14 protein-coding genes are annotated in these 15,007 nt (G+C 56.7%); 10 read left to right on the forward strand and 4 right to left on the reverse strand.

Annotated elements, in window-relative coordinates:
• Positions 1-96 precede the first annotated feature (96 nt).
• The 3 genes from coaBC to slmA all read left to right on the forward strand — a co-directional run bounded on the left by coaBC (position 97) and on the right by slmA (position 2,461).
• Entirely contained in the window at positions 97-1,308 is a 1,212-nt protein-coding gene (gene coaBC / locus AC0TN7_RS05590) for a bifunctional phosphopantothenoylcysteine decarboxylase/phosphopantothenate--cysteine ligase CoaBC (RefSeq protein ID WP_024906629.1), read from the forward strand.
• Positions 1,286-1,744: a dUTP diphosphatase gene (dut, locus tag AC0TN7_RS05595; RefSeq protein WP_008502691.1), complete on the forward strand. Its 459-nt coding sequence runs from the start codon at positions 1,286-1,288 to the stop codon at positions 1,742-1,744. The genes coaBC and dut overlap by 23 nt, the downstream gene beginning before the upstream one ends.
• A 120-nt stretch (positions 1,745-1,864) precedes the next feature.
• Complete coding sequence (slmA, locus tag AC0TN7_RS05600; RefSeq protein WP_024906630.1) at positions 1,865-2,461, forward strand: nucleoid occlusion factor SlmA; 597 nt, start codon at positions 1,865-1,867, stop codon at positions 2,459-2,461.
• 83 nt (positions 2,462-2,544) lie between these two features.
• On the opposite strand, the gene pyrE is transcribed toward slmA, so the two are convergent.
• Positions 2,545-3,186, reverse strand: coding sequence for an orotate phosphoribosyltransferase (gene pyrE, locus AC0TN7_RS05605; RefSeq protein WP_024906631.1), 642 nt, complete (start codon positions 3,184-3,186; stop codon positions 2,545-2,547).
• Positions 3,187-3,253: 67 nt separating this feature from the next.
• Positions 3,254-3,970: a ribonuclease PH gene (gene rph / locus AC0TN7_RS05610; RefSeq protein ID WP_024906632.1), complete on the reverse strand. Its 717-nt coding sequence runs from the start codon at positions 3,968-3,970 to the stop codon at positions 3,254-3,256.
• Positions 3,971-4,095: 125 nt separating this feature from the next.
• On the opposite strand from rph, the gene AC0TN7_RS05615 reads away from it, so the two are divergent.
• Complete coding sequence (locus tag AC0TN7_RS05615) at positions 4,096-4,959, forward strand: YicC/YloC family endoribonuclease (protein ID WP_090420358.1); 864 nt, start codon at positions 4,096-4,098, stop codon at positions 4,957-4,959.
• A gap of 204 nt (positions 4,960-5,163) precedes the next feature.
• Positions 5,164-5,781 carry a trimeric intracellular cation channel family protein gene (locus AC0TN7_RS05620; protein WP_023334014.1) on the forward strand — a complete coding sequence of 206 codons (618 nt, stop codon included), beginning with the start codon at positions 5,164-5,166 and terminating at the stop codon, positions 5,779-5,781.
• Positions 5,782-5,783: 2 nt separating this feature from the next.
• Here AC0TN7_RS05620 and ligB read toward each other — a convergent pair whose 3' ends face one another.
• Entirely contained in the window at positions 5,784-7,454 is a 1,671-nt protein-coding gene (gene ligB / locus AC0TN7_RS05625) for an NAD-dependent DNA ligase LigB (protein WP_473701911.1), read from the reverse strand.
• A 251-nt stretch (positions 7,455-7,705) separates the two neighbouring features.
• Between ligB and gmk the strand changes: the two genes are divergently transcribed.
• Genes gmk through recG form a run of 5 tightly spaced genes read left to right on the forward strand, consistent with a single transcriptional unit; the run spans position 7,706 to position 13,578 of the window.
• On the forward strand, positions 7,706-8,329 hold the full coding sequence (gene gmk, locus AC0TN7_RS05630) for a guanylate kinase (protein ID WP_008502674.1): 624 nt from the start codon (positions 7,706-7,708) through the stop codon (positions 8,327-8,329).
• A gap of 54 nt (positions 8,330-8,383) precedes the next feature.
• A complete protein-coding gene (rpoZ, locus tag AC0TN7_RS05635; protein WP_000135058.1) occupies positions 8,384-8,659 on the forward strand; it encodes a DNA-directed RNA polymerase subunit omega in 276 nt (91 codons plus the stop codon).
• 19 nt (positions 8,660-8,678) lie between these two features.
• Positions 8,679-10,793 (forward strand): bifunctional GTP diphosphokinase/guanosine-3',5'-bis pyrophosphate 3'-pyrophosphohydrolase, encoded by a 2,115-nt coding sequence (gene spoT, locus AC0TN7_RS05640; protein WP_024906643.1) that lies wholly within the window; start codon positions 8,679-8,681, stop codon positions 10,791-10,793.
• 4 nt (positions 10,794-10,797) lie between these two features.
• Positions 10,798-11,487: a tRNA (guanosine(18)-2'-O)-methyltransferase TrmH gene (trmH, locus tag AC0TN7_RS05645; RefSeq protein ID WP_024906644.1), complete on the forward strand. Its 690-nt coding sequence runs from the start codon at positions 10,798-10,800 to the stop codon at positions 11,485-11,487.
• Between the two features lie 3 nt (positions 11,488-11,490).
• Positions 11,491-13,578 (forward strand): ATP-dependent DNA helicase RecG, encoded by a 2,088-nt coding sequence (gene recG / locus AC0TN7_RS05650; RefSeq protein WP_473701912.1) that lies wholly within the window; start codon positions 11,491-11,493, stop codon positions 13,576-13,578.
• 1 nt (position 13,579) lies between these two features.
• Here recG and gltS read toward each other — a convergent pair whose 3' ends face one another.
• Positions 13,580-14,782 (reverse strand): sodium/glutamate symporter, encoded by a 1,203-nt coding sequence (gene gltS / locus AC0TN7_RS05655; RefSeq protein WP_024906646.1) that lies wholly within the window; start codon positions 14,780-14,782, stop codon positions 13,580-13,582.
• Between the last annotated feature and the right edge of the window lie 225 nt (positions 14,783-15,007).

Below are 15,007 nucleotides of genomic sequence, written 5' to 3' on the forward strand. Positions count from 1 at the left end.
GAGCCTCGCAAAGTGGTCGAAGGACAAAATCACCCCGCTTTGGGGATTGTGATAAAATGCCTGCTCTCTGGTGAAACCCAACAGGAAAGAATCATGATGAGCCTGGCCGGTAAAAAAATCGTTCTTGGCGTGAGCGGCGGCATTGCTGCCTACAAAGCGCCAGAGCTGGTGCGTCGTCTGCGCGAGCGCGGGGCAGATGTGCGGGTCGCGATAACCGAAGGCGGTAAAGCCTTTATCACTCCTCTGAGCCTGCAGGCCGTTTCAGGATACCCGGTATCTGACAGCCTGCTCGATCCGGCCGCCGAAGCCGCGATGGGCCATATTGAGCTGGGTAAATGGGCTGACCTGGTTATCCTTGCCCCCGCCACGGCTGATTTAATCGCCCGGGTGGCGGCCGGTATGGCAAACGATCTGGTCTCTACCATTTGTCTGGCCACGCCTGCCCCTGTTGCCGTCGTTCCTGCCATGAACCAGCAGATGTACCGTAACGCGGCCACCCAGCACAATCTGGAGACGCTGGCCTCACGCGGCCTGCTTATCTGGGGTCCGGACAGCGGCAGCCAGGCCTGCGGCGATGTTGGCCCGGGTCGCATGCTTGACCCGCTGACGATTGTTGATATGGCCGCAGCCCATTTTTCGCCTGTCAACGATCTGCAACATCTCAACATCATGATTACCGCGGGCCCCACGCGCGAGCCGCTGGATCCGGTGCGCTACATCACCAACCACAGCTCCGGTAAAATGGGCTTTGCGATTGCCGCCGCCGCTGCGAAGCGTGGCGCGAACGTCACGCTGGTGAGCGGCCCGGTCTCGCTGCCTACCCCTGCGTTTGTGAAGCGAATTGACGTTACTACCGCGCTGGAGATGGAAGCCGCCGTACAGGCTCATGCGCAAAGCCAGCAAATTTTTATCGGCTGTGCGGCCGTCGCAGATTATCGTGCCGAGACGATCGCCGAGGCTAAAATTAAAAAGCAAGGCGATGAATTAACACTAAAAATGGTAAAAAACCCGGACATTGTTGCCGGTGTCGCCGCACTAAAAAGCCACCGTCCATACGTTGTTGGGTTTGCCGCAGAAACGAATAATGTGGAAGAATATGCCCGGCAAAAACGTACCCGCAAAAACCTCGATTTGATTTGCGCGAACGACGTATCGCTGGCCACACAAGGATTTAACAGCGACAGCAACGCACTGCACCTTTTCTGGCAGGATGGAGATAAAGTCTTACCGCTTGAGCGCAAGGAACTCCTGGGCCAACAATTACTCGACGAGATCGTTACCCGTTATGATGAAAAAAATCGACGTTAAGATTCTGGACCCGCGTGTTGGCGAGCAATTCCCGCTGCCAACCTATGCCACCTCCGGCTCTGCCGGTCTTGACCTGCGCGCCTGTCTCGATGACGCCGTAGAACTGGCTCCGGGTGCCACTACCCTGGTTCCAACTGGCCTGGCCATTCACATTGCTGACCCGTCGCTGGCGGCGGTGATCCTGCCGCGTTCTGGCCTGGGCCATAAGCATGGCGTTGTGCTGGGGAACCTGGTCGGCCTGATCGACTCCGACTACCAGGGTCAGCTGATGGTCTCCGTCTGGAACCGTGGTCAGGACAGCTTCACCATTGAACCGGGTGAGCGTATCGCACAGATGGTCTTTGTACCGGTGGTACAGGCAGAATTTAACCTGGTGGCAGACTTTGACGCCACCGACCGCGGCGAAGGCGGCTTCGGCCATTCCGGGCGCAAATAACGGCCCGACAGACACGTATCTCACAGCGTCATAATGCAATAACAAACCGCAAACGCCCGTTTGCGGTCGCTGTGTGGATGCCAGCCTGGCAAGTGCTTATTTTCAGGGGTATTTTGTAACATGGCAGAAAAACAAACCGCGAAAAGGAATCGTCGCGAAGAAATACTTCAATCTCTGGCTCTGATGCTTGAATCCAGCGATGGCAGTCAACGCATCACCACCGCTAAACTGGCCGCCTCTGTGGGCGTGTCTGAGGCGGCGCTGTACCGTCATTTTCCGAGCAAGACCCGGATGTTCGACAGCCTGATCGAGTTTATTGAAGACAGCCTGATCACGCGCATCAACCTGATTCTGAAAGACGAAAAAGACACCACAGCGCGTCTGCGTCTGATTGTGCTGTTAATCCTGGGCTTCGGTGAACGCAATCCGGGCTTAACTCGTATCCTCACCGGCCACGCGCTGATGTTTGAGCAGGACAGACTGCAGGGCCGCATTAACCAGCTTTTCGAACGCATTGAAGCTCAGCTGCGCCAGGTACTGCGCGAAAAGAAAATGCGTGAAGGCGAAGGTTACAGCATTGATGAAACGCTGCTGGCGAGCCAGATTCTGGCGTTTTGTGAAGGGATGCTCTCTCGCTTTGTGCGCAGCGAGTTCAAATACTGTCCAACGGACGATTTTGACGCCCGCTGGCCGTTAGTGGCTGCTCAGTTGCAGTAACACCGTTGCCGGGTGGCGGCTTCGCCTTAACGGGCCTACGAAATGCGCAGGCCCGTTAAGCGTAGCGCCACCGGGCAATTTAACTACACCCCGAACGCTTCCCGGTACGCACGTACCGCCGCCAGATGGTCCGCCATCTCAGGCTTCTCTTCCAGATACGCAATCAGGTCTTTCAGAGTGATAATCGACGTCACTTTGCAGCTGTAATCGCGCTCGACTTCCTGAATAGCGGAAATTTCCCCGCGACCACGTTCCTGACGATCCAGAGAAATCAGCACGCCAGCAAGCGTCGCACCGTTGGCCTGAATGATCTCCATTGATTCGCGGATCGCCGTACCCGCGGTGATCACGTCGTCCACCAGCATCACGCGGCCCTGCAGCGGGCTGCCAACCAGATTCCCGCCTTCACCGTGGGTTTTAGCCTCTTTGCGGTTAAAGCAGTACGGCACGTCACGGTCATGGTGTTCCGCCAGCGCCACCGCGGTGGTGGTCGCAATCGGAATGCCTTTATAGGCCGGGCCAAACAGCAGGTCAAAATCAATCCCGGAATCCACCAGCGCTTCGGCATAGAAACGGCCTAACAATGCCAGATCGCGCCCGGTATTAAACAGCCCGGCGTTGAAGAAATAGGGACTCTTACGCCCGGATTTCAGCGTAAATTCGCCAAACTTGAGTACCTGCTTGTTGAGCGCAAACTCAATAAACTGGCGCTGATACGATTTCATGGATTTGCTCCTTTGGTTTTTCTGTCTTACAGGCAAAAAAAAGGCGACTCATTGGTCGCCTTTAAAATCAATTTTCTAACGCCGCTTTCTGCGTCGTTACAATAGATTCGATTCCCCCTCGGGCCAACGCCAGGAGAGAGAGAAGTTCTTCGTGGGTGAACGGCTCGCCTTCCGCCGTACCCTGTACTTCAATGATGCGACCGTCTTCGGTCATCACCACGTTCATGTCGGTTTCGGCTGCGGAATCTTCAACGTATTCCAGATCGCAAAGCGCTTCGCCGTTAACGATACCGACAGAAACCGCCGCAACCATGCCTTTCATTGGGTTGGTTTTCAGCTTGCCGGCCGCAACCAGCTTGTTCAGAGCGTCCGCCAGCGCCACGCAGGCACCGGTAATGGATGCGGTACGCGTACCGCCGTCTGCCTGAATTACGTCGCAATCGAGAGTGATGGTGAATTCGCCAAGGATTTTCAGGTCAACGGCAGCGCGAAGCGCGCGCGCGATCAGACGCTGAATCTCCATGGTACGACCGCCCTGCTTACCCTTTGCCGCTTCACGGGCATTACGGGTATGGGTCGCACGCGGCAGCATGCCGTATTCTGCGGTGATCCAGCCCTGCCCCTGACCTTTCAGGAAGCGCGGAACGCCTTCTTCGATGGAGGCAGTGCACAGCACTTTAGTGTCACCAAACTCAACCAGCACGGAGCCTTCTGCGTGTTTTGTATAGTTACGGGTCAGGATGACGGGACGCACCTGGTTGGCGCTACGACCTGATGGACGCATGATGGATTCTCCGGCTTGAAACGAATGTGGCTGCGCATTATACGGATAAAGGACGCTTATTCCTATCCTGAGAAGCCCCCGAAAGCTATAATCCCCCCATCTCTCCTTTAAAAACGGGAATGTCTATGATCCGCAGTATGACCGCCTACGCCCGGCGTGAAATCAAGGGTAGCTGGGGTAGCGCCACATGGGAAATGCGCTCGGTAAACCAGCGTTACCTGGAAACGTATTTCCGTATGCCGGAGCAGTTCCGCAGCCTTGAGCCTGTTGTACGCGAGCGTATTCGTACGCGTCTGACGCGCGGTAAAGTGGAATGTAACCTGCGCTTTGAGCCTGATGCCAGCGCACAGGGCGAGCTGATCCTCAACGAAAAACTGGCGAAACAGCTCGTGAATGCGGCGAACTGGGTCAAAATGCAGAGCGATGAAGGTGAAATCAACCCGGTTGATATTCTGCGCTGGCCTGGCGTCATGGCCGCCGGTGAGCAGGATCTGGATGCCATTGCCGCTGAAATCCTGGCAGCCCTCGACGGCACGCTCGACGACTTTATCGTTGCCCGCGAAACCGAAGGTCAGGCGCTGAAAGCGATGATTGAGCAGCGCCTTGAAGGCGTGAGCACCGAAGTGGCGAAAGTCCGCGCCCATATGCCGGAAGTGCTGCAGTGGCAGCGCGAACGCCTTGTCGCCAAACTGGAAGAAGCGGAAGTTCAGCTGGAAAACACCCGTCTGGAACAAGAGCTGGTGCTGATGGCGCAGCGTATCGATGTCGCTGAAGAGCTGGACCGTCTGGAAGCGCACGTTAAAGAGACCTACAACATTCTGAAGAAGAAGGAAGCGGTGGGTCGCCGTCTGGACTTTATGATGCAGGAGTTCAACCGTGAGTCGAACACCCTGGCGTCTAAGTCGATCAATGCTGAAGTGACGAATTCAGCGATTGAGTTGAAAGTGCTGATTGAGCAGATGCGCGAGCAGATTCAGAACATCGAGTAATGCCTTTCGGGTGGTGTCGACTGCACCACCCATTATTTTTTCTAATCCATATCAACATCCGTTTTTACGTTTTACCGCCTATCACCAAGCCTGCTCAAGATAAATTAATAAAATTTTATAGGGCAACCTGACTCGCCTTAGAAAATCTCAATCGTGATCTTGCGCACAAATCGCTAACCTCCCCGCGTTCACACCGGAGGGTCTATGCTGCTTCACATCCTTTATCTCATTGGCATCACCGCAGAAGCCATGACCGGCGCGCTTGCCGCCGGACGTCGCCGTATGGACACCTTCGGCGTAATCATTATTGCTACCGCGACCGCGCTTGGCGGTGGTTCCGTGCGCGATATCCTGCTTGGCCATTACCCGCTCGGCTGGGTTAAACACCCTGAATACGTGATTATTGTGGCGACTGCTGCCGTGTTAACCACCATCGTGGCGCCCGTTATGCCCCATCTTCGCCGCCTGTTCCTGGTGCTTGATGCGCTGGGGCTGATCGTCTTTTCGATCATCGGTGCGCAAATCGCGCTCGATATGGGGGAAGGACCGGTTATCGCCACCATTGCCGCCGTGGTCACGGGCGTATTCGGCGGTGTGCTGCGCGATATGTTCTGCAAGCGCATTCCTCTGGTCTTTCAAAAAGAACTGTATGCCGGCATCTCCTTTGCGGCAGCGGTGCTTTATATCGCCCTGCAGCATTACGTTTCTAACCATGATGTGGTGGTCATCTCGACGCTACTGTTTGGCTTTACGGCCCGCATGCTGGCGCTGCGTCTGAAGCTCGGGCTGCCCGTTTTTCATTACAAACACAGCGCACACTAGTTTCAGAACCCGTTGATGTGCTGTTCAGCGAGCCATTTCGCCAGCACATCAATCTGAGGCACGTGCATCCAGTTAACGATTTGTCGCGCTTTTTCTTCTCCCGTTCCCGGCAGGGCCTGCCAGTCCTTTGCGTTGCGCCCGCTCATCTTCTGCCACGATATGTCTCCCATCGCCTTCAGCGAAGCCTGCGTCATTGGCACACCCAACGCCATGAGCCAGCGGATAAACGGCTTCTCGCGCACCAGATTAAATCGGTGCCAGAGCGCCAGCCCGCGTGCTGAGGAAAACCCCGGTGTAGACTGCAGCTGCGCCTGAGTTAATAACAGCCATGAAAAGAGATGTTCAAAATGATGCGCCTGCCAGAGGGTACGCCAGCCTGACTCGCCTAATCCTTCAATATCAAGCACCTGCTTTGAACTGAGCCAGGTCAGCCGGGCAAAGAACTGCTCCATACACTCCGGGGAAGCGTAGAAACAGCTAAGCGAATGATAACGCGAGGCCGGAGGCTCTGGTTTATGTCTGTCCGTCCCGCGCCAGAGCACTTTATCAAACCGGGGGATACCCTGCCCGGCCAGGCTGATCTGTATCTGATCCCCCGGGGCAATATCCAGTATCTGCCAGCGCCCAACCGAGCCCAGGCTCACCCGCTGCACCTGTTTATCATCCAGTTGCACGGGTTCCAGCGCGGCTACAACGGAAATTTTGCCCGTTCGCCCCACGGAAAAATGAATATGACTCACCTCAGCAACCTGGGCTGTAGGCGCATATTTCCACGCAACGACCCAGTTGCCTTCTCCCGGTAACCAATCTTCGCCAGCAGGTTCATCCTCCGAACGCACCACAATGCCATCCGTGGCAAAGGGTAATGCGGTTACGTGCCAGGCCGCGCGCTGTTTCTCGACGCCATCAACAGATTCGGCGGGAAGCGTATACCGTGCCGACAGCGTAAAACCAGCCTGAGACAGTTCAGCTAAAGAGGTCTGCATATCTTTCGGTCCGTCCGGCCAGGCCCAGATGAATACGCCGATCTTGCTCAATAGCGAGTTATCCTTTTGCCGCATCATCGCCCCCGCCACCTTTGCACGAGCGTTCATTCCGCCCATCTGCTGCTGAATGTGGTTGTCGCGCAACCAGAAGAGTTCGCCCTGTAAGACGCTGTTCGCCAGCTTGCCGGTGAGCTTTTGCGGAACAGACGGGACTAAACGCACCTTCCCGGTCCAGTCTTCCCCTTTCAGGCCATCACCACGACTGATGGCCTGGGTTAACTTCCCGTCACGATAGACCAGCGTCACCGCCACACCGTCAACTTTCGGCTGCAGCCACAGATGTTGCCGCGCACGCATCCACTGTCTCAGTTCCTCTTTGCTGGCCACCTTATGCACGCCCGTGTGGGCAACAGGATGTTTTACGCTCCCCGTCAGCGCGGGGAGTTTCTCTTCTGAAGGCTCACTGCCAAAACAGCGCTGCCACTGCGTTAAACGCCCGTGAAGCTGGTCGTAAACCTCGTCGTTGATCTCGCTCACGCCCTGCTTCCAGTAAGCCTCATCCCAGCGTTTGATTTGCGCGCTTAACGACGCCATCTCTTTCTCTGCTTTTGCCTGCGACCACACCGGACACATCGCCGCGCCATAACCGCACCACAACAGCATTAACCCGCTTATCCATCGCCACATCGCTACCCCTCCTTTGCGTTGCAGGAGGTATACCCGGATGCCTGAAACAACGCTAACGGCAACGTTTCGCATTGCGAGACGCTATCCAGTATTTCTTTTGGTTGCTGAAAACCACAGATAAAACCTGAAAACGGCACGCAAAATTCAATAATCGAGGGGAAAAAGTGTGACAAAGGCTACGTCACACGGCGGTGACGTGTATAATAAGCCCGTATGTAGGACTTCTTCGTTAACACATACAAAAGACTCTCATGGCTCAAGGCACGCTTTATATTGTTTCTGCCCCTAGTGGCGCGGGTAAATCCAGCCTTATTCAGGCACTGTTAAAAACCCAACCGTTGTACGACACACAGGTTTCTGTTTCTCACACCACGCGCCAGCCGCGTCCGGGTGAAGTGCACGGTGAACACTATTTCTTTGTGGATCACGACGAATTCAGAGCGATGATCGGCAGAGACGCGTTTCTTGAACACGCTGAAGTATTTGGTAATTACTACGGTACTTCGCGTGAAACCATTGAGCAGGTTCTGGCCACGGGCGTGAATGTGTTCCTGGATATCGACTGGCAGGGCGCACAGCAAATTCGCAAGAAAATGCCTGACTCGCGCAGTATCTTTATTTTACCGCCATCGAAAGATGAGCTGGATCGCCGTCTGCGTGGCCGCGGTCAGGACAGCGAAGAAGTGATCGCAAAGCGTATGGAACAGGCTGTTGCAGAAATGAGCCATTACGCGGAATATGATTACCTTATTGTGAATGATGATTTTGATGCCGCATTGAGCGATCTCAAAACCATTCTTCGTGCAGAACGTCTGCGTATGAGCCGCCAGAAGCAGCGACATGACGCATTAATCACCAAACTGTTGGCAGACTGAACCCACTTTCAGTATCATGCCCAGTCATTTCTTCACCTGTGGAGCATTTTAAGTATGGCACGCGTAACTGTTCAGGACGCTGTAGAGAAAATTGGTAACCGTTTTGACCTGGTGCTGGTCGCCGCGCGTCGCGCTCGTCAGATGCAGGTAGGCGGTAAAGATCCGCTGGTACCGGAAGAAAACGATAAAACCACCGTTATTGCACTTCGCGAAATCGAAGAAGGTCTGATCAACAACCAGATCCTCGACGTGCGTGAGCGCCAGGAGCAGCAAGAGCAGGAAGCCGCAGAACTGCAGGCCGTAACCGCTATTGCTGAAGGTCGTCGTTAATTAAACCTGCGGGTCGCCCTTGTATCTGTTTGAAAGCCTGAATCAACTGATTCAAACCTACCTGCCTGAAGACCAGATTAAGCGTCTTCAGCAGGCGTATCTCGTTGCACGTGACGCTCACGAGGGCCAGACACGTTCAAGCGGTGAACCCTATATCACGCACCCGGTAGCGGTGGCCTGTATTCTGGCCGAGATGAAACTCGACTACGAAACGCTGATGGCCGCTCTACTGCACGACGTGATCGAAGATACCCCTGCCACTTACCAGGACATGGAACAGCTGTTTGGCAAAAGCGTTGCCGAACTGGTGGAAGGGGTCTCTAAGCTTGATAAGCTGAATTTCCGCGACAAGAAAGAGGCGCAAGCCGAAAACTTCCGCAAGATGATTATGGCGATGGTGCAGGATATCCGCGTCATTCTCATCAAACTCGCTGACCGTACCCACAACATGCGCACGCTGGGCTCACTTCGCCCGGATAAACGTCGCCGCATTGCCCGTGAAACCCTCGAAATCTACAGTCCGCTGGCGCACCGTTTAGGTATTCATCACATTAAAACCGAGCTGGAAGAACTGGGTTTTGAAGCGTTGTACCCGAACCGCTATCGCGTGATTAAAGAGGTGGTGAAAGCCGCACGCGGCAACCGTAAAGAGATGATTCAAAAGATCCTCTCTGAAATCGAAGGGCGTTTACAGGAAGCGGGGATCCCGTGCCGCGTCAGCGGTCGCGAGAAACACCTGTACTCCATCTACTGCAAAATGGTGCTCAAAGAGCAGCGTTTTCACTCGATCATGGATATCTACGCCTTCCGCGTCATTGTCCATGACTCGGACACCTGCTATCGCGTGCTGGGGCAGATGCACAGCCTCTACAAACCGCGTCCGGGGCGCATGAAAGATTACATCGCCATTCCAAAAGCGAACGGCTATCAATCTTTGCACACCTCGATGATTGGTCCGCACGGCGTGCCTGTTGAGGTGCAGATCCGCACCGAAGACATGGACCAGATGGCAGAGATGGGGGTTGCCGCACACTGGGCGTATAAAGAGCACGGTGGCGAAAGCAGCACGACCGCACAAATCCGCGCCCAGCGCTGGATGCAGAGCCTGCTGGAGCTTCAGCAGAGTGCGGGCAGCTCGTTTGAATTTATCGAGAGCGTTAAATCCGATCTCTTCCCGGATGAGATTTACGTTTTCACCCCAGAAGGTCGCATTGTCGAACTGCCTGCGGGCGCAACGCCGGTCGACTTCGCTTACGCCGTGCATACCGATATCGGGCATGCCTGCGTCGGCGCGCGCGTCGACAGACAGCCTTATCCGCTGTCTCAGCCGCTCTCCAGCGGCCAGACGGTAGAAATTATTACCGCGCCGGGTGCACGTCCGAACGCGGCCTGGCTGAACTTTGTCGTGAGCTCCAAAGCACGTGCCAAAATTCGCCAGTTGCTGAAAAACCTCAAGCGTGATGATTCCGTCAGCCTGGGGCGTCGTCTGCTCAACCACGCGTTGGGCGGCAGCCGTAAGCTGGCTGAAATTCCGCAGGAGAACGTCCAGCGTGAGCTGGAGCGCATGAAGCTTACGTCGCTTGACGACCTGCTGGCAGAGATTGGCCTCGGCAACGCCATGAGCGTGGTGGTGGCGAAGAACCTGCAGCAAGGCGATACAACAGCGGTGCCTGCAACGACGCAAAGCCACGGCCACCTGCCGATTAAAGGCGCGGACGGGGTGCTGATCACCTTCGCAAAATGCTGTCGTCCAATTCCTGGCGATCCGATTATTGCGCACGTCAGCCCAGGCAAAGGGCTGGTTATCCACCACGAATCCTGTCGTAACATTCGCGGCTATCAGAAAGAAGCCGAGAAGTTTATGGCGGTCGAGTGGGATAAAGAGACCGCGCAGGAATTTATCACCGAAATTAAGGTGGATATGTTCAACCACCAGGGTGCCCTGGCGAACCTGACGGCAGCGATCAACACGGCCTCTTCCAATATTCAGAGCCTGAACACGGAAGAAAAAGATGGCCGCGTGTATAGCGCCTTTATTCGTCTGACCGCTCGCGACCGCGTACATCTGGCGAATATTATGCGCAAGATCCGCGTCATGCCGGACGTGATTAAAGTCACCCGAAACCGAAACTAGGTTTATGAATTCACAACGTTATGCACGTATCTGCGAAATGCTCGCCAGGCGTCAGCCTGACCTGACGGTCTGCATGGAGCAGGTGCATAAACCTCATAACGTCTCTGCTATCGTTCGTACCGCCGATGCCGTCGGTGTGCATGAAGTGCACGCCGTCTGGCCGGATGGCCGTATGCGCAATACGGTCTCGGCGGCAGCAGGCAGCAACAGCTGGGTGTCTGTTAAAAATCATCACACCATTGGCGAAGCCGTATCGCACCTGAAAGGGCGCGGGATGCAGATCCTGGCCACTAACCTGTCCGCTAAAGCCGTAGATTTCCGCGAGATCGACTACACCCGCCCGACCTGCATTTTGATGGGTCAGGAGAAAACCGGGATCACCCAGGAAGCGCTGGATCTGGCGGATCGGGACATCATCATTCCGATGATCGGCATGGTCCAGTCTCTTAACGTCTCCGTGGCGTCCGCGCTCATTCTGTATGAAGCGCAGCGCCAGCGTCAGAACGCCGGGATGTACGAGCGCAGCAACAGCATGCTGCCGGAAGAGGAACAGCAGCGCCTGCTGTTTGAAGGTGGCTATCCGGTGCTGGCTCGCGTTGCGAAGCAGAAAAAATTGCCTTATCCCCACGTCAACGCGCAGGGCGAAATTGAAGCCGATGCCGAGTGGTGGGCCACCATGCAGTACGCCGGGTAAGCGATGAAAGGCCGCCTGCTGGATGCCATCCCGCTTAACAGCCTGACGGGCGTGGGCGTGGGCGCGGCGCAAAGCAATAAGCTGGCAAAAATTGGCCTGCACACGGTGCAGGATCTCCTGCTTCACCTCCCCCTGCGTTACGAAGACCGCACCCAGCTATACAAGATTGGCGATCTCCTTCCTGCCATTTACGCCACCGTTGAAGGCGAAGTCCTGAACTGCAACATCACCTTCGGCGGGCGCCGGATGATGACCTGCCAGATCAGCGACGGCACCGGCATTCTCACCATGCGTTTTTTCAACTTCAGCGCGGCGATGAAAAACAGCCTGGCGACGGGCCGCAGGGTGCTGGCCTATGGCGAAGCCAAACGCGGGAAATACGGCGCAGAGATGATCCACCCGGAGTACCGCGTGCAGGGCGATCTCAGCACGCCGGAGCTGCAGGAGACGCTCACCCCGGTTTACCCGACGACCGAAGGAATCAAGCAGGCGACGCTGCGTAAGCTCACCGATCAGGCGCTGGAGCTGCTGGATACCTGCGCCATTACCGAGCTGCTGCCACCCGAGCTGGCGCAGGGCATGATGAGCCTGCCCGAGGCGCTGCGCACCCTGCACCGCCCGCCGCCAACGCTGCAGCTCAGCGACTTAGAAAGCGGCAAACACCCCGCTCAACAGCGTCTTATCCTTGAGGAATTACTGGCCCATAACCTGAGCATGCTGGCGCTCCGCGCCGGCGCGCAGCGTTTCCACGCCCAGCCCTTAAGCCAGAATGATGAACTCAAAGATAAGCTGCTGGCCTCGCTGCCGTTTAAGCCCACCGGCGCGCAGGCGCGCGTCACCGCCGAAATCGAACGCGATATGGCGCTCGACGTGCCGATGATGCGCCTGGTGCAGGGCGACGTGGGTTCCGGCAAAACGCTGGTTGCCGCGCTGGCCGCCCTGCGTGCGATTGCCCACGGCAAGCAGGTCGCGCTGATGGCACCGACCGAACTGCTGGCGGAACAGCACGCCAACAATTTCCGCGCCTGGTTCGCGCCGCTGGGCATTGAAGTGGGCTGGCTTGCCGGGAAGCAAAAAGGCAAAGCGCGCCTTGCGCAACAGGAGGCTATTGCCAGCGGGCAGGTGCAGATGATTGTCGGCACGCACGCCATCTTCCAGGAGCAGGTGCAGTTTAACGGCCTTGCGCTGGTGATTATCGACGAGCAGCACCGCTTCGGCGTGCACCAGCGTCTGGCATTATGGGAGAAAGGCCTGCAGCAGGGCTTCCACCCGCATCAGCTGATCATGACCGCTACGCCGATCCCGCGCACCCTGGCGATGACGGCCTACGCCGATCTGGATACCTCCACCATCGACGAACTGCCGCCGGGCCGTACGCCGGTCACAACGGTCGCCATTCCTGACACGCGCCGCAGTGATATCATCGACCGCGTACGCAACGCCTGCACCCACGAAGGGCGTCAGGCCTACTGGGTTTGTACGCTGATAGAAGAGTCGGAACTGCTGGAAGCGCAGGCTGCCGAAGCCACGTGGGAAGAGCTTAAGCTGGCGCTGCCGGAGCTGAACGTGGGCCTGGTTCATGGACGCATGAAGCCTGCCGAAAAACAGGCGGTGATGCAGTCGTTTAAGCAGGGCGAGCTGCATTTGCTGGTCGCCACGACGGTCATTGAAGTGGGCGTGGACGTCCCGAACTCCAGCCTGATGATCATCGAAAACCCGGAGCGCCTGGGCCTTGCCCAACTCCACCAGCTGCGCGGGCGCGTTGGCCGTGGCGCGGTAGCGTCCCACTGCGTCCTGCTCTACAAAGCCCCGCTCTCAAAAACAGCCCAGATGCGGTTGCAGGTGCTGCGCGACAGCAACGACGGTTTTGTGATTGCGCAAAAAGACCTGGAGATCCGCGGCCCTGGCGAGCTGCTGGGCACGCGTCAGACGGGGAACGCGGAATTCAAAGTGGCGGATTTGCTGCGCGATCAGGCCATGATCCCCGAGGTTCAGCGCCTGGCACGCCATATTCATGAACGCTACCCCGAACAGGCGGCAGCGTTAATTGAGCGCTGGATGCCGGAAACCGAACGCTATTCCAACGCCTGATTCAGGCAAACATCGGCAGCATCAGGTACAGCTTAATCACCAGCGCGTTGACGATATCAATAAAGAACGCCCCGACCATTGGGACCACAAGAAACGCCATGTGCGAAGGCCCGAAGCGTTCGGTGATCGCCTGCATGTTGGCGATAGCCGTTGGGGTAGCCCCCAGACCAAACCCGCAGTGACCCGCCGCCAGCACCGCCGCATCGTAGTTTTTACCCATCATGCGCCAGGTCACGAACATGGCATACAGCGCCATAAACAGCGCCTGTACCGCCAGAATCGCCACCATCGGCAGCGCCAGCGAGGCCAGCTCCCACAGCTTGAGGCTCATCAGCGCCATCGCCAGGAACAGTGACAGGCAGACGTTGCCGAGCACCGATACCGCCCGTTCAAACACGCGGTAGAAGCCCATCAGCGCCAGGCCGTTGCTCAGGATCACCCCGATAAACAGCACGCAGACAAACGTCGGCAGTTCAAACGCTGAGCCCGCCAGCCATTGCGCAACCACTTTGCCCACGGTCAGGCAGATGGCGATCGTCGCGATGGTTTCAATCAGCACCAGCGAGGTAATGCTGCGCCCGACGTCAGGCTTTTCAAACGCGGTCGGCACCAGCTCATCGTCCGGCCTGCCGTCCGGCGTGGTGGAGTGCTTCACCAGATAGCGCGCCACCGGGCCGCCAATCAGGCCACCCAGCACCAGACCAAAGGTCGCGCAGGCCATCGCCACTTCCGTCGCGTTTTCAAACCCGTAGCGCTCGATAAACAACTTGCTCCACGCGGCCCCGGTACCGTGGCCGCCTGACAGGGTAATCGACCCCGCCAGCAGCCCCATCAGCGGATCCAGTCCCAGCAGCGACGCCATCCCGATACCAATGGCGTTTTGCATCAGCAGCAGCCCCACCACCACAATCAAAAATACACCGAGCACCTTACCGCCCGCCCGCAGGCTCGCCAGGTTGGCATTCAGGCCGATGGTGGCAAAGAAGGCCAGCATCAGCGGGTCTTTCAGGGACATATCAAAATCGATTTCCCAGCCCATGCTTTTTTTCAGCACCAGCAGGGCCAGCGCCACCAGCAGACCACCGGCGACAGGTTCAGGAATGGTGTATTTCTTCAGAAGGGGAACGCTATGTACCAGCTTACGACCAAGCAGTAAGACCAGCGTTGCGGCAACAAGGGTCGACAACGTATCGAGATGAATCATAGAAGGCTCCTGTTTTGCGCGTGTTCCATACACACGCGGCGTTATCCTGGGCCGGTTTGCGCTCTTCATGAGCTCCCGGCGCGAAAAAGTGTAATTTTTTTTCCCGATACGTTGTAGAAAACCTGCTCACAGCGGCAGATTTTCTTCCCTTTTTTTGCTGGCAATCGTTTGCTTTTACCAGGTGGTCAGATAAAATGCCCGCTTTTCCACCGTGGGATTGCCGCC

The organism is Enterobacter sp. PL_is511 (assembly GCF_055816065.1).

Coding starts and splice junctions, on each gene's coding strand:
- dut (WP_008502691.1), top strand. CDS start 1,286: ATGATGAAAAAAATCGACGTTAAGATTCTGGACCCGCGTGTTGGCGAG.
- rph (WP_024906632.1), bottom strand. CDS start 3,970: ATGCGTCCATCAGGTCGTAGCGCCAACCAGGTGCGTCCCGTCATCCTG.
- AC0TN7_RS05615 (WP_090420358.1), top strand. CDS start 4,096: ATGATCCGCAGTATGACCGCCTACGCCCGGCGTGAAATCAAGGGTAGC.
- pyrE (WP_024906631.1), bottom strand. CDS start 3,186: ATGAAATCGTATCAGCGCCAGTTTATTGAGTTTGCGCTCAACAAGCAG.
- AC0TN7_RS05620 (WP_023334014.1), top strand. CDS start 5,164: ATGCTGCTTCACATCCTTTATCTCATTGGCATCACCGCAGAAGCCATG.
- gmk (WP_008502674.1), top strand. CDS start 7,706: ATGGCTCAAGGCACGCTTTATATTGTTTCTGCCCCTAGTGGCGCGGGT.
- trmH (WP_024906644.1), top strand. CDS start 10,798: ATGAATTCACAACGTTATGCACGTATCTGCGAAATGCTCGCCAGGCGT.
- ligB (WP_473701911.1), bottom strand. CDS start 7,454: ATGTGGCGATGGATAAGCGGGTTAATGCTGTTGTGGTGCGGTTATGGC.
- rpoZ (WP_000135058.1), top strand. CDS start 8,384: ATGGCACGCGTAACTGTTCAGGACGCTGTAGAGAAAATTGGTAACCGT.
- recG (WP_473701912.1), top strand. CDS start 11,491: ATGAAAGGCCGCCTGCTGGATGCCATCCCGCTTAACAGCCTGACGGGC.
- slmA (WP_024906630.1), top strand. CDS start 1,865: ATGGCAGAAAAACAAACCGCGAAAAGGAATCGTCGCGAAGAAATACTT.
- coaBC (WP_024906629.1), top strand. CDS start 97: ATGAGCCTGGCCGGTAAAAAAATCGTTCTTGGCGTGAGCGGCGGCATT.
- gltS (WP_024906646.1), bottom strand. CDS start 14,782: ATGATTCATCTCGATACGTTGTCGACCCTTGTTGCCGCAACGCTGGTC.